This is a genomic window from Streptomyces sp. NPDC059788 (genome assembly GCF_042732265.1).
GTDB lineage: Bacteria > Actinomycetota > Actinomycetes > Streptomycetales > Streptomycetaceae > Streptomyces.
Genome location: NZ_JBHWHY010000020.1, coordinates 88,531 through 107,218 on the forward strand (window position 1 = coordinate 88,531; position 18,688 = coordinate 107,218).

Consider the following 18,688-nt stretch of genomic DNA (forward strand, 5'->3'; position numbering starts at 1 on the left):
GGACCAGAGCTGGACCGGACCAGACCTGGAGTCGCCGAGATGCCATGCCCCGCGCTGCCCGACGGGTTCGACTTCACCGACCCCGACGTCTACCAACGCCGCGTACCGCTGCCCGAGTTCGCCCAGCTGCGGCGCACCGAGCCCGTCTGGTGGAACGCCCAGCCGCACGGCATCGCCGGCTTCGGCGACGACGGCTACTGGGTGGTGACCCGCCACGAGGACGTCAAGGAGGTCTCCACCCGGCCGGAGATCTTCTCGGCGAACCTCAACACCTCGATCATCCGCTTCAACGCGGCCATGACCCGCGAGCAGATCGACGTCCAGAAGCTGATCATGCTCAACATGGACCCGCCGGAACACACCCGGGTCCGCCAGATCGTCCAGCGCGGCTTCACGCCCCGCGCCATCCGCGCCCTCGAAGGCGCCCTGCGTGCCCGGGCGCGGACCATCGTCGCCGAGGCCCGCAGCAAGGGGTCCGGCGACTTCGTCACCGACATCGCCTGCGAACTCCCCCTCCAGGCCATCGCCGAACTGATCGGCATCCCCCAGGACGACCGTTCCCGCATCTTCGACTGGTCGAACAAGATGATCGCGTACGACGACCCGGAGCTGGCCATCACCGAGGAGGTCGGCAGCAACGCGGCGGCGGAGCTGATCTCGTACGCGATGAACCTGGCCGGGGCCCGTAAGCAGTGTCCGGCCGAGGACATCGTCAGCCGGCTCGTCGCGGCGGAGGACGAGGGCAACCTCGCGTCCGACGAGTTCGGGTTCTTCGTGCTCCTGCTGGCCGTCGCGGGCAACGAGACGACGCGCAACGCGATCACCCACGGCATGCACGCGTTCCTGACCCACCCCGAGCAGTGGGACCTGTTCAAACGGGAGCGGACCCGCACCGCCGCCGAGGAGATCGTGCGCTGGGCGACGCCCGTGGTCTCCTTCCAGCGCACCGCCACCCAGGACACCACCCTGGGCGGCGCGCGGATCGGCGAGGGCCAGCGGGTCGGCATCTTCTACGCCTCCGCCAACAACGATCCCGAGGTCTTCGACAGCCCCGGGACGTTCGACATCACCCGGGACCCCAACCCCCACCTCGGGTTCGGCGGGGGCGGCCCGCACTTCTGCCTCGGCAAGTCGCTCGCGGTCCTGGAGATCGAGCTGATCTTCAACGCGATCGCGGACGCCATGCCCGGCATCGCCCTCGCGGGCGCGCCGCGCCGGCTGCGGTCGGCGTGGCTGAACGGGGTGAAGGAACTGCGGGTCCGGTACGCGTAGGGGGCCCGGTACGCGTAGGCCGCAGCCGCCCGCTGCGGGTGTGCGCCGCGGGCCTCGTCGGTGCGCGTAGACCACACCCGCCCGATACGCATGGGCCGCGCGCCCCTCCGGCATACGGGCGCCCTGCGCGCCCCGGTACGGGGCCGTACGGCCGTACCACCGCCGACGGCCGTGCCGCCGCGTCTCTTTTGCGTCTCCTGTGGTTCCTTCGGTCCTCAACCTTGCCAACGGCTACTGGCAGACTTACATTCAACTCGCCAGTAACACCGGCCAGTTCTTCACACCCTCCACGTAACCACCACGTGCCTTCACCTCCTGGCCAGGTGCCCAGCACGTCCCCCCACATTTCTCGGCTGCGCGATCCACCGCACTTCGAAGGGGACCACTCTCATGAAGGACGCACACGGCAGACATGTCACGGGGCGGGTCAGCTGGCGCAAGTTCGCCGTGCTGTCCGTCCCGGCCTTCGCCGGGACCGCCGCGCTGGCCATCGCCCTGGCCAACGGCGCGCTGGCGGCTTCGTTCGCCGTATCGGGACAGCAGTTCAAGGTGTCCGCCGCCGCCCTCAAGGGTGACGGGTTCGCCCAGTACGGCGGCGTCGACCAGAACGCCCGGGGCGACCTACTGCCGGTGGCCGTGACGGCCATCAAGAACGCCGAGCTGCGCAGCCTGTGCCAGTCGGTCGTCACCACGCTGCCGGTCATCGGCGACATCTCGCTCAACCTCACCGCGGGCCGGGGCAGTACGCCGGTCAAGGCGACCGACCTCTTCGTGGACGCCACGCAGCTCTCCGGCAACGCGGACTTCAACAACATCGAGATCGGCCGGGACGCCTCCACCCTCGACAAGGGCCCGGCGACCGCCCAGGGCATGCAGGACCTGTTCGCCCAGCAGGCCGACGACGTCAACATCACCAACCTCAGGCAGACGGCCTGGGCCACCAACGCCGGGACGTTCCGGCTGGCCGGCCTGAGCATGAAGATCTCCAAGGGCAAGAAGGAATGCTTCTGACCGGGCGGGGCCCCGGCGCCGTGCGGCGCGGGCGCGCGGCCTGGCGGCGCTGGCGCAAGGGCCGTCCCTTCTGGGGCGGGCTGGCGGCCGTCGTCGCCGGTGCGGAGATCTGCGCCATCCCGCTGGCGCCCCTGAAGGTCATGCTCCAACAGGGCATCGCCGGAATTCCGTCCGTCCTGATGGGCCTGGTGATGATCCTGATGGGCCTGTCCGCGTGGTTCGCGCCGCACTACCGGGGCCTCGCCGGAATCCTCACCGTGCTGGTCGCCACCGCCGCGCTGGTGATGTCCAACCTCGGCGGCTTCCTGTTCGGCACGATCGTCGGCATCCTCGGCGGCGGCATGATCTTCGCCTGGCAGCCGCGCCCGCAACCGGAGCCGGAGCCGCATCCGGAGCCGGGTGACGGTGCGAACTCGGGCCCGGGCGACGGTACGGGTCCGCAGCCGGGCACCGGTAGTACCGGCCCGCAGCCGCACCAGGGGCCGTCCGACAGCGAGCCGTCCCCGTTCCGCCCCCAGCCGCGGCGCTGACCCGGACCGGCGCGGCGGGAGCGTCGTACGCGTACGGCAGGAACGCGGCCTGTACCGGCGGGCCTCCGTACGCGTACGTCGCTGTCCGCCCTGCCCGCGTCGCCGGTTCCACTCCCCCCGAATCGCACCACCTGAACCACCATCACCACACACGCACCACCCACCCCACCCACACCGCTCGCAGAAGGAGATTCGCGATGACGCACAGACCCGCACGCTCTCGCGCACATCACCCCCGGACACGGCGGCCGCGTGCCCTGCTCGCCGCCGGTACGGGAATCCTCGCGACCGCGTCCCTCTCGCTGGCCCTCACCGGCTCGGCCACCGCCCAGCCCACCGGGGCCGGGATCACCGAGGCCGCGACCACCGTCACGCCGGCCGGGCACGCCTACGCCGCCACCCTCAGCGGCAAGGCCACCTTCAAGGCCGGTTCGGTGACGGTGACCTGCACCGTCTCGAACGCCACCGGCCAGGTCCCCGACGCACCGGACAACACCAACGCCTCCGGCCCGGTCAGCAACGGGATCTCGGCGCCCACCTACAGCTCCTGCACCACCAGCATGCCGGGCGTCAGCGCCACCATCCAGACGTCCGGCGCATGGGGCGTCACCATGCAGAACGGGGCGCCGAGCACCGCCGGGCTGACCATCCCGACCGGCGGTTTCGTGCTCAAGACCAGTGGGCTGGCCAGTTGTACGGTGACGGCGGCGCCCACCGGCGCGGCCACGGTGAGCGGCGCCTGGACCAACGGCGCGCCGTCCACCCTCGTCTTCACCAACGCCTCCGTCCCGGTCAAGGTCGTCGGCGGCTTCGGCTGCCCGACCAGCGCGACGACGTCGCTGTTCAACGCCACCTACAAGGTCGCCGACACCACCGACCCGGCGTCGCAGATCACCGTCACCGGCTGACGGGCGGCCCCAAGACCGACGGCCGGGAGGTGTCCGCCGACCGCCCCCTCAGCCGCGGGCGCCCCCGGTCGTCGTCGGTCCGTTGCCCTCACCCGCCGGTGAGGGCAACGGCAACCGTCACCGCGCCGGCCACCAGCACCACGGCCGTGGCCAGGGCCGCCGTCACCAGCCGGCGCCGCAGCACCTGGTACACGCCCTCGTACTCGGCGCGCAGTTCCCCGCTACGCGCCGCGATCCGCCGCAGATACGCGCGGGAGCATTCCAGTTGGTCGGCCCGGTACTGCCGCTCGACCTCCTCCTGTTGCGCACGGGTCAGCCACGGCAGCCGGGCGCCGAATTCCCGCGCGCGCGTCCGTGCGCGGTCCTTCTCGGCCTCCCAGAGCAGATATCCCTCGATCTCGTTGATCGCCTCGGCCGTGCCCACCGGCGTACCGCCGCTCATACCAGCGCACCTCGTTCCTTTTCCGGGGCCAGTTCGGGGGCACCGATCCCGGGGTGATGCAGGTCGAACGCCGGGGATTCGGAGCGGATGCGCGGCAGGGCGACGAAGTTGTGGCGGGGCGGCGGGCAGGAGGTCGCCCACTCCAGCGAACGTCCCCAGCCCCACGGGTCGTCGGTGGTCACCTTTTCCCCGTACTTCGCGGTCTTCCAGACGTTGTAGAGGAACGGCAGCATCGACAGGCCGAGCAGGAACGAGGCGATCGTCGAGATCGTGTTGAGCGTGGTGAAGCCGTCGGCGGCCAGGTAATCGGGGATGCGCCGCAGCATGCCCTCGGTGCCCAGCCAGTGCTGGACGAGGAAGGTGCCGTGGAAGCCGGTGAACAGCGTCCAGAACGTGATTTTCCCGAGGCGTTCGTCCAGCATCCTGCCGGTGAACTTGGGCCACCAGAAGTGGAAGCCCGCGAACATCGCGAAGACGACCGTGCCGAAGATGACGTAGTGGAAGTGGGCCACGACGAAGTACGAGTCGGTCACATGGAAGTCCATCGGCGGGGACGCCAGGATGACGCCGGTCAGGCCGCCGAAGGTGAAGGTGATCAGGAAGCCGACGGCCCACAGCATCGGTGTCTCGAAGGACAGCGAGCCCTTCCACATGGTGCCGATCCAGTTGAAGAACTTCACCCCGGTCGGTACGGCGATCAGGAACGTCATGAACGAGAAGAACGGCAGCAGGACGCCGCCCGTCGCGTACATGTGGTGCGCCCAGACGGTGACCGAAAGGCCCGCGATGGAAATCGTCGCCGCGATCAGTCCGACGTAACCGAACATCGGCTTGCGGGAGAAGACCGGAATGACCTCGGAGATGATGCCGAAGAACGGCAGCGCGATGATGTACACCTCGGGGTGGCCGAAGAACCAGAACAGGTGCTGCCACAGCAGGGCGCCGCCGTTGGCCGCGTCGAAGACGTGCGCGCCGAATTTGCGGTCCGCCTCCAGTGCGAAGAGAGCCGCCGCCAGAACGGGAAAGGCGAGCAGGACCAGCACGCCGGTCAGCAGCACGTTCCAGGTGAAGATCGGCATACGGAACATCGTCATGCCGGGCGCGCGCATACAGACGATGGTGGTGATGAAATTGACCGCACCCAGGATCGTGCCGAAACCGGACAGCGCCAGACCCATGATCCACATGTCGCCGCCGATCCCCGGGGAATGCACGGAGTCGGAGAGCGGCGCATAGGCGAACCAGCCGAAGTCGGCGGCGCCCTGCGGCGTCAGGAAACCACCGACCGCGATCAGCGAGCCGAAGAGGTAGAGCCAGTACGCGAACATGTTCAGCCGGGGGAAGGCGACGTCGGGCGCGCCGATCTGCAGCGGCATGATCCAGTTCGCGAAGCCGGAGAACAGCGGCGTCGCGAACATCAGCAGCATGATCGTGCCGTGCATCGTGAACGCCTGGTTGAACTGCTCGTTCGACAGGATCTGGTGGCCGGGCCGGGCCAGTTCGGCGCGCATCAGCAGCGCCATCAGCCCGCCGACGCAGAAGAACGCGAACGAGGTGATCAGGTAGAGCGTGCCGATGGTCTTGTGGTCGGTGGTCGTCAGCCACTTCACGGGGGACTTCATGCACCGTAGGTGTCCGGGGCCGCGGAAATCTTCACCGCGGGAGGGTGTGAAGATCTCCGGTGTGCCGGACACCAACAGATCATGAGCAAGGACGCAGCCGCCGGGGACGAACCCGACGAAGACTTCGGCGCGGGCCCCGGCACGGACCTCGGCAAGGACGTCGACGAAGCCTTCGCCGCCGCCTACCGCGCGCACTACTGGGCCGTCGGCCGGTTCGTCGCCCGCCGCCTGGACAGCGGCCAGGCGGACGACGTCGAGGAGGTGGTGGCGGAGGTCTTCTCCATAGCCTGGCGGCGCCGCGCCGAGCTGCCGGCGTCCCCGCTGCCCTGGCTGTACGGCGTGGCCCGCAACTGCCTGTCGAACACGGTGCGCGGCTTCGGCCGCTACCGGCGGCTGCTGCACCGCCTGGGCAACCACGAGGCCGCGCACCGCCGTCAGACCGTGGACAGCCCCGACACGGAACGGCCGGGCTCCTGGGTGCACGAGGCCCTGGAGCGCCTCTCCCCCGCCGACCAGGAAGTGCTGCGTCTGACGGCCTGGGAGGAACTGAACCTCCAGGAACTGGCCGTCACCCTGAACTGCAGCCAGAGCGCCGCGGCGATGCGGCTGCACCGGGCCCGCAACCGGCTCCGTACGCAGATAGACCGCCTCCGCCCGAAGGGAGCACCGGAGCCGGGGCCCGGTCCCGGCCGCGTCCCCGCTCCTCCGGCGCGCCCGCGCGCACCCCGTACGACCGCACGATCGCCCCTGCCCGCACCCGCGGTGCCGACCCGAGCCGGAGGCCGCGGCCTTGACTGACGAACTGGACCTGCTGCGGCAGGCCGACCCCGTACCGTCCGGCGACGGCCCCTGGCGCGACCGCCCGCTCACCGCGCGCGCCGAACACCGGCTGGCCGCGCTGATGAGCGACAGCACGCCGACCGCCGAACCGGCGCACGCGCCCGCGCGCACCGACCGCCCACGCCGTCCGCGCCGCACCCGGCGCCTCCTCATCGGCGCCACCGCCGCCTCGGCCGCCGTGGTCGCGGCCCTGACCCTGACCTTCTCCGGCGCCGGTACGGCACCGGCGGCGGCCTCGCCCACCCCGCTCGTCGTGCAGCGCGACGCCCCGGCCGTCCCCCTGGACGAGGTCGCCCGCCAGGCCGAGGCGTACGCCCGCGCCCAGCACAGCGCCCCCCGGCCGCACCGGGGCAGCCACCTCCAGAGCTGGTACCTGAGCATGGAGACCGGTCCGGACGCGGCGCCGCCGGTCACCGTCCCGGAGGAGCGCATCACCAGCTGGAACCCGGACGGCAGCGGCTCCGAACTCGTCGTCGCCACCGACCCCCGGCACCCCGGCCGCCCGGTGATCAACGACGCGGACGGCGAGTGGCGCACCGTGAACGACGGCAAGGTCCTGCACCACAAGACGTACCCGGCGGGCACCCGCCTGGACGACCCGGTCACCGGCGACGGCACACTGCCCGCCCGGCCGCCCGCCGACCCCGACGAGCTGCGCGCGTACCTCGCCACCTTCTACAGCGACGCCGACACGAAGACGCCGTCGCTGCTCATGGCCCTGTCCTCCTACCTCCAGGAGTGGACGCCGGGCCCGCGCGAGACGGCCGCGCTGGCCCGGCTGCTCTCCCGCAGGACGGACCTCCGCCCGGCCGGCCAGGTCATCGACCGGCTCGGCCGGCGCGGCCAGGCGTACGCGTACCGCGGTACGGACTCCTCGGACGGCTCCATGGACGGCACCCTGCAACTGATCATCCTGGACCCGGAGACCGGCCAGGTCCTCGGCATGGAGACGACGTTCACGAAGGACATCCCCGACTTCAGGATCAAGTCGGGTGACGTGCTGTCGTACGAGGCGTGGATGCCGTGAGGCGAGCGCGCCCGGATGCCGTGAGGCGAGCGCGCGCGGACCCGCCGGGTCACCGGACGGCCGGTCGCGGGCGGCCTCGCGCCCGTCCGCTCAGTGACCGAGCCGGTCGAGGGCCTGCTGCGGGTAGCGCGCGCCCGCCACGGCGTCGGCGGGCACCGCCGCGCGCAGCCGGTCCGCCTGATCGGCGGTGAGGGTCAGCCCTGCCGCGGCGGCGTTCTCCGTCACGTAGCGCGCCCGCTTCGTGCCGGGGATCGGCACGATGTCCTCGCCCTGCGCCAGCAGCCAGGCGAGCGCCGCGCGCGCGGGAGGCACCCCGATCTCGTCGGCTACGCGGCGCACCGCGCGTACGAGCGCGAGGTTGCGCTCGATGTTGTCGTCGGAGAAGCGCGGCCAGCGCCGCCGGTTGTCGTCCTCGCCCAGTTCCTCGCGCGAGGCGAGCGCGCCCGCGAGCATCCCGCGTCCGAGGGGCGAGTACGCCACCACCGTGACGCCCAGTTCGCGGCACGTGGCGAGCAGTTCGCCCTCGACCACGTCCCGGGTGAACAGCGAGTACTCCACCTGCACGGCGCTGATGGGGTGCACGGCGTGCGCCGCGCGCAGCGTCCGCGGGCTGACCTCCGAGAGGCCCAGGTGGCGCACCTTCCCCGCCGCGACCAGCTCCGCCATCGCGCCGACCGTCTCCTCGACCGGCACGGCGGGGTCGCGACGGTGGGCGTAATAGAGGTCGACGTACTCGACGCCGAGCCTGCGCAGCGAGGCGTCGCAGGCGACCGGTACGTACGCGGCCGAGGTGTCGACGGTGTCGACACGCCCGCTCACCGGGTCGTGCCGCAGCCCGAACTTCGTCGCGAGGACGACGTCCTCCCGCGCGGCCCCGCCCCGCCCGCGCAGCCAGTCACCGACGAATTCCTCGTTCGCGCCGCGCCCGTACGCGTCGGCGGTGTCGAGGAACGTCACGCCCAGGTCGGCGGCCTTGTCCAGGGCCCGCCGCGATTCCGCCGGATCGGCGGGCCCGTACGCGATGGACATCCCCATGCACCCGAGTCCCACCGCCGAAACGGTGGCTCCTCCGGGTCCGCCGAGCTGTCGGTACTTCACAGCCGGGCTCCGTTCGGGCCGGGTGCGCCGCGCATAGCGTTCCTCCTGGAGTCGCCGGATTCGGCGCCGCCGCTGCGTGCAGAGACGTTGCGGCGGCTTGCCGGGCGATCGTAACGGAGTGAACGGGGCGCGATCCCGGCCGGGTTGGCCGCCGGACGCGGCACCACGGCCGGGACGCGCTGCCGAGTGGCGGGGTGCGGCCGAATGGCTGATGCTGGATGGGCGCGACGATCCCGCGGCGCGGCAGCCGGATGCTGCCGCGCCGCCCGCGCCCGGCGAGTGCTCAGGCCAGCGGTACGTTCACGCAGGCCAGGCGGGCGCCCGCGGTCCCGGCGTGGCCCGGCTCGGTGTGCGTCTTGTGTTCGTGGACGACCACGGAGCGGGCCTCCCCGTAGCGGACATGCCAGTCGACCTTCGCGACGGAGGCGCCGTCGCCGTCCGCGTCCGTCTTCAGGTCGAGCCACACCTCGTTGCGCGCGTTGGCGTAGGCGGGGTCGGTGGAGGGCTGAACAGGGTCGCGCACGTTCTGGTAGTGCGGGCCGGAGTCGGCCGGCTTGGGCCCGCACGGCTTGGTGTGGACATGGGCGCCGTACGTACGGTCCGGGACCAGGCCCGCCAGGCGCAGGGCGACGACGGTACGCCCGGTGCCCGCCGGCCCGTACCGCTTCTCCACGACCGTGACCCGGCTGCCCTCGGGCACCAGGGCCGGGTCGTAGGTGACGGCCTCACCCGTCGGCGACGCGGCGAAGTGGGCACGGACGGTCACGCTGGTGCACTGCACTCCCATGGATGGCGCGGCGGCCGGCGCCATCGCCAGTGATGCGGTCAGCACTGCCGTAGCGATAGACATGCGTCGCACCCTTGCGTCCCGGCGCGCCCGCCGGAACCGGGTATCCGGTCAGGCGAGGCGTACGGGGACGTTATGGGAGGGGTACGCGGGAGGGATGGGGGAAGGGCTTCACGGGGCACACGGGAGGCGGTCCGGAGAGCGGCCGGAGGGGGCAGGAGAGGGTCCGAAGTGGCCCGTGTGGCGCCTGGGGAAATTTTTCGGAATGTCGCGCATACATCCGCGCGGAGTGGGCAGGGTCAGGTCCGTGCCGTGCATATGAGGCACAAGCCGGGGCAATTCGGTTGCGGTGATCGCAGCGAGATGGATCACATTCGGCAAGGCCGGATAAGGACCCCCGGAGTGCCGCTTCCCCTGCGGAGAGCGGGGTTACGCGCTGTTGCGCTGTCGGCCGTGCACTGTCCGTGATGAGCCGCTCTGCCCCTATGGTCGACCTTTGCCCGTCACGCCATGGCGGGCCGGACCCGCCCCGGCGGGTGTTCCATGCAGTCGTCCCAGAGAGCGCAGGCGAGCGAGCACGTGCCGACGCAGTCACCCGTCGCACCGCGGACCCGTACCGGTGGTTCCGCACCCGATCCGGCCGAGCCGGAGAAACCGGAGAAGCGGGGACCGGGCGGCGACGTCACCGTCGTCGATCCGTCGATGGTCAAGCGCGCCGTCTCGGCGGCCGCGGTCGGCAACGCGATGGAGTGGTTCGACTTCGGCGTCTACAGCTACATCGCGGTCACGCTGGGACAGGTCTTCTTCCCGTCCGGCAACCCGACCGCGCAGTTGCTGTCGACGTTCGGCACGTTCGCGGCGGCCTTCCTCGTCCGCCCCATCGGCGGCATGGTCTTCGGACCGCTCGGCGACCGTATCGGCCGGCAGAAGATCCTCGCCATCACCATGATCATGATGGCCGCGGGCACCTTCGCGATCGGCCTGATCCCCTCGTACGCCTCCATCGGCGTCTGGGCACCGATCCTGCTGCTGATCGCCCGGCTGGTGCAGGGCTTCTCGACCGGCGGCGAGTACGGCGGCGCCTCGACCTTCATCGCCGAGTACGCGCCCGACAAGAAGCGCGGCTTCCTGGGCAGCTGGCTGGAGTTCGGCACCCTCGCCGGTTACGTCGGCGGCGCCGGCCTGGTCACCCTGATGACCGCCGTCCTGAGCCACGACGCGCTGATCTCCTGGGGCTGGCGCATCCCGTTCCTGATCGCGGGCCCGATGGGCATCATCGGCCTCTACCTGCGGATGCGGCTGGAGGAGACCCCGGCCTTCGCGCAGCTGGAGAAGGAGGCGCGGTCCAAGGAGAAGGAGCGGCGGCAGGCCGAGAAGAAGCTCGGCGTACGCGAGATGATCTTCGGCCAGTGGCGCGCGATGCTGCTCTGCGTCGGCCTGGTCCTGGTCTTCAACGTCACCGACTACATGCTGCTGTCGTACATGCCGAGCTACCTGACCTCGGAGCTGAAGTACGACGAGACGCACGGTCTGCTGGTCGTCCTGGCGGTCATGGTCGTGATGATGTGCGTGCAGCCCTTCGCGGGCCGCCTCACCGACCGCTTCGGGCGCCGCCCGGTCATCGCGACCGGCTGCGTCGGCTTCCTGGTGCTGTCCGTGCCCGCGCTGCTGCTGATCCGGCAGGGTTCGCTGGCCGGCATCGCGCTGGGCATGGCCATCCTCGGCCTGATGCTGGTGTGCTTCACGTCCACCATGCCGTCCACACTGCCCGCGCTGTTCCCGACGAAGGTGCGCTACGGCTCGCTGTCCATCGGCTTCAACATCTCGGTGTCGGTCTTCGGCGGTACGACTCCGCTGGTGGTGACCGCGCTGATCGGCGCCACGGGCAACAACATGATGCCCGCGTTCTACATGATGGCCGCCGCGGTGGTCGGCGGGATCGCCGTACTGCTGATGTCGGAGAGCGCGTGCAGGCCGCTGCCGGGCTCCCCGCCGGCGGTGGAGACGGAGTCCGAGGCGCGCGAGCTGCGCCGGGCCTCGGCGTCGGCTTCCCCCAAGCCCGCTTCGGGCAAGCGCCGGGTCGCGGCGGAAACGCCCGCCTGACCCGGCGGGCGGGCTCAGGGCCGATCGATACGCCCTGTTGCGCCCCGATACGCCATACATCTTGATACGCCGCCTGTGCGCGAGGACGGATTCGTCCTCGCGCACAGGCGTTTTCGGCGCCCGGCGGGTGGGCTGTCCGCTCCCCGCGGTTGGGCCGTCGGCTCTACGCGAGTGCGCTGCCTGCTCTGCGCGGATGGGGCGGCCTCAGGTGTCGCTCGGGCGGTTCGGGCCCACCCACCCGCCGTCGTCGCAGGTGCGCCCCGCCGGGTCCTTCTGGCCGTGCGCGTAGAGCCCGTCGCCCGTGGTCGCTCCGGAGGGCGACGGAAAGAAGCTGGTGTAGGCGAAACGGCAGCTGTCACCGCTCGCCCGGCCGTCGTGCGCCGGGCAGGCCAGTACGGCGGGAACGGCGGCCAGGACCGTACCGACCGCGGAGACCGTCACGACCGCGGCGCGGAGGAACTTGCGCAGGGAGTTCACGGACGTCACAGCGCTCATGGACTCCATCGGAGGCATTGGGTTCACGGACTGCATGGGACTCACGGACCGCTGGGGATTCACAGACTGCACGGGGCTCATGGAGCTCATGGGGTTCAAGAACTTCCCTCTCGTCACCGGGCCGCGCCCTCGCGCGCCCTGGTGCGAGCCATGCTGAAGGCAACCCGTCGCCCCGCCCGGCCCCCACTCCGGCGCCCCGGCGGCTGCGACTCCAACAGCGGACACGGCCGTTACCGCGGCGCCACTCCCCCGTTGGACTCCGTCGCCGCCACCGCCTCACTGCTCCACGAGCCGTACGAACGGTATGTGCTCCCCCGCCTGCCGATAGCCCTCCGCCGTGCCGTCGGCCTCGAACCCCATGTACCCCGTCAACGACTTGGCCGCCTTCGGATGCTTCGCCCCGTACCGCGCCATGATCCGGCCGCCCTCCTCGGCAGGCAGGAAGTCCGCGATGACGGCGCACCGGCGCCGCCCCACCTGGATCGTCGCCCGGGGCTGCTCCTGAAGATTGCGGTACCACTGCGCGCCCGTACCGAAGCCGGAGGCCAGCGTCCAGGTGCGGGCCTGCCGGTCGTACGACACCACTTCCAGGACGACCCGCCGGGTCTTGCCCGACGTACGGCCGAGGTGCTCCAGAAGCAGCAGCCGCTTGCCGAAGAGACCGCCGAGACCGAGCCGGTAGAGGTGGATCGGAGCCCGGAAGACAAACCGCTTCCAGCCCGTCGGCCGCACCGGCCGCGCCCCGCCCGGCGTCCCCTGCCCCGCTTCTGAGTTCGACATACCCCGACGCTAACCCCACCCACCGACAACCGGAGCAGACGCAACCGGCCGAGCTGAACAACGGACCCGGCCGGCGGGTGGCCCTGTCGAGACACACGCGTAGCACGGACGGGCGGGCAGTGCCGGCTACCGCTGGACGCGGGCGCTCCGGTCCCGCAGCTCGGTCAGCCGCCGCTGATACAGGGGCCCGACGGCGTGAGCGCCCCTCTCCCTGCTGGGGGTGGCTTGCTCGATCAGGTGGTGCGCTGCCGCCTTCAGGTGCGCTGACCACGCCAAGACGTGCTGTTGAGCGGTTCGCCCGCACTCCTGGGGCTCACCGGGGAGACACAGCGGAAGGCCGGGGCCGACCTTGTTCGCGGCGTGGCGGACGTACCGGGCGATGGCGGCCCACTCTTCCTCGGTTCGCTGTGTGGCGCCGGCGTTGCCGCCAGCCTCCCAGGGACCGAAGTCGTCACCGTGATCGTGCATGTGCGCGCTCCCTGATGGTCTCAGCGGGTCAGGCGGGCGAGCCGATCGTAGCCGCCTCGACCGGGGCGTCGGCCCCCCTTGGATCGCAGTGCCCCACAGAGGGGACGCACGGCCCGCACGGCCCGCACATGGGCAGGAACTGCGGAGGCGTGCACGACTGCGCGCCCTCGCCGTGCACGGCGGTGATACCGGCCGTCACCTCGGCCATCCGCGCGCCGCACCAGATGTCGGCGAGCGGCGTTTCCCGCACGTTGCCCATGGTCAGGAAACGGCCCAGCACGCACGGCCACACGTCGCCCGTCGGGCCGATGGCGCACTTCTCGTGGGCGCAGTGCCCGCACAGGTCGGCGATCGTCGGCGCAGCTCCCCGGCTCGCCCGCCCGAACGCCCGGGTCCGGTCCCCGCCGACCGCACCCACGCCCAGGTCCACGAGATCCTTGGCTGCTGCCCGGACACGCTGCCCCTCCCGTACCGCGACGACGCCACCGCGTACCGGGATATCCAGGCTGAGCGCCTTTTGGATGTTTCTCCGGGTCCGCCGGTGCGACCCCCGGAGGTTGGTCACTGTGTCGTGGTCCTTCGCCGAGTCGGAGTAGTACGACGTAGCGAGCTTGACACCGCAGTCCGTGAAGATCGCCCACAGGTGATCACGTACGTGCGTGAGGTTGGAGAACACCTCAATGGACAGCCCCGCCCCATGGGCATGCCTGATCAGGTCGGGCAGGTGCGGGTACAGGGTCGGTTCCCCGCCGATGAACTGCACGTCCAGCGCGCCCAGGCCCACGAGCTGGTCGATGGTGCGCTCCCAGTCCTGGAAGGTCATCGTGCCGTTCGTCCCCTTCGGGGAAGAGTCCGCGTAGCAGTGATCACAGAGTTCGTTGCAGAACCCGGTGACCTCCAACCATGCAAACTTCAGTCGGTTCCGGGCAGCGCTCATTTCGGGCTCCTTGCGACTGTGGGATGAGTTGCCCCCTCAAGCGGGTCGCGCAGCGTGGGGGAACGCGGTGCTGCGCGCCTTACAGATCAGCGAGGTGCCGATACGGCCCGTGTGCGTCATCAGCGCCGGATCAGCCGTTCCAGGTCGACGGTCGTCTTCAGCGAACACTCCTCGGCCGCCGGGCGGTTCGTGCGGCCGTCCCCGCAGCACCGCGCCCCGTCGGATCGAGGTACGCGGGCCCTTCGAACAGCCAGTGCACCTCTCCGATCCGGCCGTCTGCCGTATCCACGGCGTACGCCCCGGTCGTGGGGCCCGGTCAGCAGTCATGGTTCCTCGCCGTCCCCTCGGTACGTCGTGGGGAGATCGTCGCGCCAGGACGGCGTGACCACCAGCGGCCCCGTGTAGGCCGGATGTCGGCCAGACTGGCCCCATGGGAAGCGCCATCGGGGCCAACATCCGGCGTGAACGGGACCGCCGTGGGTGGAGTCAGGAACGATTAGGACAGGAGATCTGCCGCGGCGCCGGAGTCAGAGGCGAACCGGTAGGCCGCCAAGAAGTCAGCCGCTGGGAAAAGGGAAAGCGCACACCTCGTCAGTGGCTGCCGTTCATCGCTGCCGCCCTCGGAGTGCCCGTGGACGTACTCAAGGAGCCGCAGAGGCCCGATGGGCCCCCCTTGCCGACGCTGGCGGATTTCCTGCCCGACGACGACCCGTTGGCCCCGCTCTGCGCCCGTGAGGGCCGACGTGTCGGCATGGGGCAGGTGGGCGACCTTCAGAAGCGCGTGCACGGGCTCAGGCTCGCTGATGACGTGCTGGCCGGGGGTGATTTGATCCGGCCGGCTCTGCGGGAACTCCGCGCCGCCGTACGGGTCTACCGGGAAGGCGCCCACTCCGGGGAGGTGGCGCGTGCTCTCCTCGTACAGGTCGGAGAACTGGCGCAGATCGCGGGATGGATCGCCGGCGACGCCGGGCAACATGCGGATGCGGAACGTATCTACCGGCTCGGGATCAGCGCGGCGATGCAGGCGGAAGACCGGACGCTGGCCGGAAACCTCGCTGGGTCGCTGGCCTATCAACTCAGCAATACGGGCAGGGAGGCCGAAGGCGTCCGACTCGCGCTGGCGGCCCTCGGCGAAGCCGGCCCGGATGCGCCCCCGAAAGCCCGCGCGCTCTACCTCGATCGGGCCGCATGGGCCCACACCAAGGCCGGGGAGGCCCAGCAGGCCATGCGAGCGCTCGGACAGGCCGGTGAAGCACTGGCCGCGGACCACGCGGGGGCCGGTGCGCCCGCCTACCTGTACTGGGTGGACGTTGGAGAACTACAGATCATGGAGAGTCGCGTCTACACGGAGCTGCGCCGCCCCTTGCGGGCCGTGCCCCTGCTGCGGGACGTGCTCAGCCAGTACGACACGACGCACACCCGAGAACTCGCTCTGTACCTGTCCTGGCTGGCCGTCGCTCTGGCCGACGCGAACGAACCCGAAGAGGCGGCAGCGACAGCGGAACGGGTCATCACACTGAGCGCGAGCGTGACCAGCGACCGTACGGCCGCACGGGTACGCGTCGTGCTGGGGCGGCTGGAAGATTACCGGGACGTACCGGAAGTCCGGGCGGTGCTCGACGGCGCCGCGTGAATCCCAGGAGGACCGGCGTCGGCCCGGCGGCCCACGGCCCGCGCAACCCGGCCGGCGGGTGGCCCTGCCCTGCCTCGGCCGGAGGGTATGGGGCACGATGTTCGGTATGAGCATCGTGAAGATCAATGTGCTGACCGTACCCGCCGAGCAGCGGGAAGTTCTGGAGAAGCGCTTCGGGGCGCGGGCCGGTTCCGTGGAGTCGTCGGACGGCTTCGAGTGGTTCGAGCTGCTGCGTCCCGTGGAGGGCACCGACCAGTACCTCGTCTACACGCGGTGGCGGGACGAGGAGTCCTTCCAGGCGTGGATGGAGGGGCCGATGAAGGCCGCGCACCAGGGCGGCGGCGCGGAGGGCGGTGAGCGGCCCAAGCCCGCCGCTTCCGGGTCCACGCTGTGGTCGTTCGAGGTCGTGCAGCAGGCGAGCCCGAAGCAGTAGTCCGAAGCGGTAGGGCCGGCCGGCAGGACCGGCCGGTCGAGTCGGCCGGGAAGGCCGGCCGAGTGGGTGCCCGTCCCGGTGAGGGCCGGGGCGGGCGTGTCCGGGGCTTCAGGGGCGAGGGGCCGGGGCCTCAGAAGTCGAGTAGGCGCTGGGCCGTTTCGCGGTAGTGGCGCAGGGCCACGCGGAGTTGTTCGGTGTCGGTGCGGCCCTGCTCCCAGGACGTGCGCAGCGCGCGGCGGCGGGCGGCCAGTGCCTCCGGGAGGAGGGCGGACAGCTCTTCGTAGACGGCGTCGGCTTCCTGGACGGACTCGCCGGGGCGGTCGACGAAACCGTTGACGGCGTGGTCGAGCCGCTGCCGCAGCTTGTCCCGGGCGTCGGCGGGGAGCAGGGCCTCGGTGGGAGTGGGATCGGTGTGTCCTGCCCGGCCGGGAGTTCCGGTGGGGATGTTTCCGGTGGGGGCGTTCCCGGCGGGGGCGTTCCCGGTGGGCGGGGCGGAGTGGCCGGGCGCGCCCGCGGGGTAGTCGGTGGAGGTGCCGGGCAGGCCCGCGTACACACCGGGTTCGGTCGCGCCGGGTTCGGTCGCGCGCGGTTCGGTCGCGCCTGGTTCGGTCCCGGCGGCGCCGGACGTGGTGGTGGGCGGCGGCGCGGTCGGCTGCTGCGCGCTACGGGTGCCCTCGTACGCCGCGGCTCCGCGCTCCGGGGGCGGCATGCCCTCGCTCGCCGCGCGCTCGCCGGGTGTCTCGACGGGACCGGTCCCGCGTTCGTCGTAGGTGCTCATCGCGCACCGCCTTCCGCGGTGTCGTGCCCGTGGCCGCGGCCGTGCGTCCAGGGAGAACGCAGCCGGTCGCCGAGCCGCCGGGCGGTGGGCTTGTGGTGCCGGGGGTCGCGGGCCGCCGGGTCGTGACCGTCGTGGGACGGGTCGGGGCGGCCGTGGGCCGTGGTGCCGCGACCGTGGCCGGGAGAGCCGTGGTCGTGGTGGCCGCGCTCGCGGGGGCCGTGGTCGCGAGGGCCGTGCACGGAGGTGGAACGGCCCCTTCCGGTCTGGAGGAGTTCGGTGAACAGGGTGCGCGCGTGGACGACGGCGGCGCGCAGTTCCTCCGTGCCGGCGGCGTTCTCGGGGCGGTTGGCGCGGGCGCGTACGGCCGTCTCGTGGGCCTTGCGGTAGCCGTGGACGCCGTGCGCGTGGTGGACGGAGAGCGCGTCGGTCTGCTCGTCATAGGTGTCGGCCGGGTAGCCGCGCTCGCGGGCGAGTTGGCCGATCAGCAGGTCGGCCTCGACGACGGCCTGTTCGGGCTCGTCGACGAACTGCCGCTGTACGGCCTCCCACCGCTCCTCGTACTGCAACCGCAGCTCGGCGGTGAGCGGCAGCGGGCGGAACGCGCCGTGGCGGTCCAGCCGCTGGTTCAGCTCGCGTTCGGCGGCCACGGTGTCGCCGTCGTGCACGGCGACGGCGCGTTCGTACTCCGGGCCGAAACGCTTGCGCAGTCCTCTGCTGCCGCTGCGGGCGACCTTGGCGCGGGCCATGAGGACGAGGGCGGCGATCACCAGGAGCGCCACGATGGGGACGATGATCAAGGTGATGGACATACGGGGCGGGTAGCCCTGCCGTCGGGCGCCAAACAACCGCCTGGTGACGGGCCGGTGGGCCGCGGCGGTCCGGCCGGCGGCCCGTCCCGCGGCGCGTACCGGGGGATATTCGAGGGCGGCGGACGGGCCCGTACCGGCACAATGCCGCCATGACCGACGCCCCCACCAGGCGCCTGCCGGAAACCTGGCGCCTCTCGGACGAGCCGGACGACGCGCCCGCCGTCACGGCCCTGTTCCGCGAGTACTACACCGAGGTCGCGCAGCGGTACCACACGCTGCACGGGTGGCCGCGGATCACGCCCGAGGAGATCGACGAGGGTGTGGCGGAGTATCCGATGGGGCAACTGACGCCACCGCACGGCGCGTTGTTCGTCGTATGGCGGGCCGACGGGGAGGCCGCCGGGTGCGCGGGGCTGCTGCTCATCGACGGCGGGCGTACGGCGGAACTGAAGCGGGTGTTCGTCCGCGAGCCGTGGCGCGGACGGGGAGCCGCGGGCGCGCTGATGCGCGCGGTCGAGCGGCGCGCGGCGGAACTGGGTGCCGAGCGCCTCCGGTTGGACACCCGGCGGGACCTGTCCGAGGCCGTCGCGCTGTACCGCGCGTTCGGGTACGTGGAGATCTCCGCGTACAAGGAGGACCGGTATGCGGAGGTCTTCTTCGAGAAGCGGTTGGCGGGCGGCGGGGAATAGCGGAGGCTCCGGCGGACGGATGGCCC

20 protein-coding genes are annotated in these 18,688 nt (G+C 71.4%); 10 read left to right on the forward strand and 10 right to left on the reverse strand.

Translation table 11 applies throughout. The features are described 5' to 3' along the window. Window positions 1-39 precede the first annotated feature (39 nt). From ACFV57_RS19245 to ACFV57_RS19260, 4 genes are all read left to right on the forward strand, one after another. Window positions 40-1,272: a cytochrome P450 gene (locus ACFV57_RS19245; RefSeq protein ID WP_385233229.1), complete on the forward strand. Its 1,233-nt coding sequence runs from the start codon at window positions 40-42 to the stop codon at window positions 1,270-1,272. Window positions 1,273-1,662: 390 nt separating this feature from the next. Next, window positions 1,663-2,283, forward strand: a complete 621-nt coding sequence (locus ACFV57_RS19250; protein ID WP_385233232.1) for a DUF6230 family protein — start codon at window positions 1,663-1,665, stop codon at window positions 2,281-2,283. Then, window positions 2,274-2,813: a DUF6114 domain-containing protein gene (locus ACFV57_RS19255; protein WP_385233235.1), complete on the forward strand. Its 540-nt coding sequence runs from the start codon at window positions 2,274-2,276 to the stop codon at window positions 2,811-2,813. The genes ACFV57_RS19250 and ACFV57_RS19255 overlap by 10 nt, the downstream gene beginning before the upstream one ends. 197 nt (window positions 2,814-3,010) lie before the next feature. Beyond that, on the forward strand, window positions 3,011-3,721 hold the full coding sequence (locus ACFV57_RS19260) for a hypothetical protein (protein ID WP_385233238.1): 711 nt from the start codon (window positions 3,011-3,013) through the stop codon (window positions 3,719-3,721). Window positions 3,722-3,809: 88 nt separating this feature from the next. Here the strand turns inward: ACFV57_RS19260 and ACFV57_RS19265 are convergent, their stop codons facing one another. Further along, the gene (locus ACFV57_RS19265) at window positions 3,810-4,163 is read right to left on the reverse strand and encodes a hypothetical protein (protein ID WP_385233241.1); all 354 of its coding nucleotides are present in this window, start codon (window positions 4,161-4,163) and stop codon (window positions 3,810-3,812) included. Next, complete coding sequence (gene ctaD, locus ACFV57_RS19270; RefSeq protein ID WP_385233244.1) at window positions 4,160-5,785, reverse strand: cytochrome c oxidase subunit I; 1,626 nt, start codon at window positions 5,783-5,785, stop codon at window positions 4,160-4,162. Before ctaD ends, ACFV57_RS19265 begins: the two co-directional genes overlap by 4 nt. An 81-nt stretch (window positions 5,786-5,866) precedes the next feature. Here ctaD and ACFV57_RS19275 point away from each other — a divergent pair, with 81 nt between their 5' ends. Both ACFV57_RS19275 and ACFV57_RS19280 read left to right on the forward strand, forming a co-directional pair. Next, window positions 5,867-6,583, forward strand: a complete 717-nt coding sequence (locus ACFV57_RS19275) for an RNA polymerase sigma factor (protein WP_385233247.1) — start codon at window positions 5,867-5,869, stop codon at window positions 6,581-6,583. Further along, the gene (locus ACFV57_RS19280) at window positions 6,576-7,652 is read left to right on the forward strand and encodes a CU044_5270 family protein (RefSeq protein WP_385233250.1); all 1,077 of its coding nucleotides are present in this window, start codon (window positions 6,576-6,578) and stop codon (window positions 7,650-7,652) included. Before ACFV57_RS19275 ends, ACFV57_RS19280 begins: the two co-directional genes overlap by 8 nt. A 90-nt stretch (window positions 7,653-7,742) precedes the next feature. Here the strand turns inward: ACFV57_RS19280 and ACFV57_RS19285 are convergent, their stop codons facing one another. Together ACFV57_RS19285 and ACFV57_RS19290 are read right to left on the reverse strand one after the other, a co-directional pair. Further along, window positions 7,743-8,750 carry an aldo/keto reductase gene (locus ACFV57_RS19285; RefSeq protein ID WP_385233253.1) on the reverse strand — a complete coding sequence of 336 codons (1,008 nt, stop codon included), beginning with the start codon at window positions 8,748-8,750 and terminating at the stop codon, window positions 7,743-7,745. 283 nt (window positions 8,751-9,033) lie between these two features. Further along, the gene (locus ACFV57_RS19290; protein WP_385233256.1) at window positions 9,034-9,600 is read right to left on the reverse strand and encodes a superoxide dismutase family protein; all 567 of its coding nucleotides are present in this window, start codon (window positions 9,598-9,600) and stop codon (window positions 9,034-9,036) included. Window positions 9,601-10,080: 480 nt separating this feature from the next. Here ACFV57_RS19290 and proP point away from each other — a divergent pair, with 480 nt between their 5' ends. Then, entirely contained in the window at window positions 10,081-11,640 is a 1,560-nt protein-coding gene (proP, locus tag ACFV57_RS19295) for a glycine betaine/L-proline transporter ProP (protein WP_385233259.1), read from the forward strand. A gap of 204 nt (window positions 11,641-11,844) precedes the next feature. On the opposite strand, the gene ACFV57_RS19300 is transcribed toward proP, so the two are convergent. The 4 genes from ACFV57_RS19300 to ACFV57_RS19315 form a co-directional block, all read right to left on the reverse strand. Then, complete coding sequence (locus tag ACFV57_RS19300; protein WP_385233262.1) at window positions 11,845-12,135, reverse strand: hypothetical protein; 291 nt, start codon at window positions 12,133-12,135, stop codon at window positions 11,845-11,847. A gap of 276 nt (window positions 12,136-12,411) precedes the next feature. Further along, a complete protein-coding gene (locus ACFV57_RS19305; RefSeq protein WP_385233265.1) occupies window positions 12,412-12,915 on the reverse strand; it encodes a nitroreductase family deazaflavin-dependent oxidoreductase in 504 nt (167 codons plus the stop codon). Window positions 12,916-13,041: 126 nt separating this feature from the next. Continuing rightward, a complete protein-coding gene (locus tag ACFV57_RS19310) occupies window positions 13,042-13,383 on the reverse strand; it encodes a hypothetical protein (protein WP_385233268.1) in 342 nt (113 codons plus the stop codon). Between the two features lie 28 nt (window positions 13,384-13,411). Beyond that, window positions 13,412-14,320, reverse strand: a complete 909-nt coding sequence (locus ACFV57_RS19315) for a radical SAM protein (protein ID WP_385233271.1) — start codon at window positions 14,318-14,320, stop codon at window positions 13,412-13,414. 430 nt (window positions 14,321-14,750) lie between these two features. Between ACFV57_RS19315 and ACFV57_RS19320 the strand changes: the two genes are divergently transcribed. Together ACFV57_RS19320 and ACFV57_RS19325 are read left to right on the forward strand one after the other, a co-directional pair. Beyond that, complete coding sequence (locus ACFV57_RS19320) at window positions 14,751-15,953, forward strand: helix-turn-helix transcriptional regulator (protein WP_385233274.1); 1,203 nt, start codon at window positions 14,751-14,753, stop codon at window positions 15,951-15,953. A 106-nt stretch (window positions 15,954-16,059) separates the two neighbouring features. Further along, entirely contained in the window at window positions 16,060-16,386 is a 327-nt protein-coding gene (locus ACFV57_RS19325) for an antibiotic biosynthesis monooxygenase family protein (RefSeq protein WP_385233277.1), read from the forward strand. Window positions 16,387-16,516: 130 nt separating this feature from the next. Here ACFV57_RS19325 and ACFV57_RS19330 read toward each other — a convergent pair whose 3' ends face one another. Both ACFV57_RS19330 and ACFV57_RS19335 read right to left on the reverse strand, forming a co-directional pair. Further along, window positions 16,517-17,164, reverse strand: coding sequence for a hypothetical protein (locus ACFV57_RS19330; RefSeq protein WP_385233280.1), 648 nt, complete (start codon window positions 17,162-17,164; stop codon window positions 16,517-16,519). Beyond that, a complete protein-coding gene (locus ACFV57_RS19335; RefSeq protein ID WP_385233283.1) occupies window positions 17,161-17,973 on the reverse strand; it encodes a hypothetical protein in 813 nt (270 codons plus the stop codon). The genes ACFV57_RS19330 and ACFV57_RS19335 overlap by 4 nt, the downstream gene beginning before the upstream one ends. Window positions 17,974-18,122: 149 nt before the next feature. Between ACFV57_RS19335 and ACFV57_RS19340 the strand changes: the two genes are divergently transcribed. Next, window positions 18,123-18,662 carry a GNAT family N-acetyltransferase gene (locus ACFV57_RS19340; protein WP_385233286.1) on the forward strand — a complete coding sequence of 180 codons (540 nt, stop codon included), beginning with the start codon at window positions 18,123-18,125 and terminating at the stop codon, window positions 18,660-18,662. Window positions 18,663-18,688 lie beyond the last annotated feature (26 nt).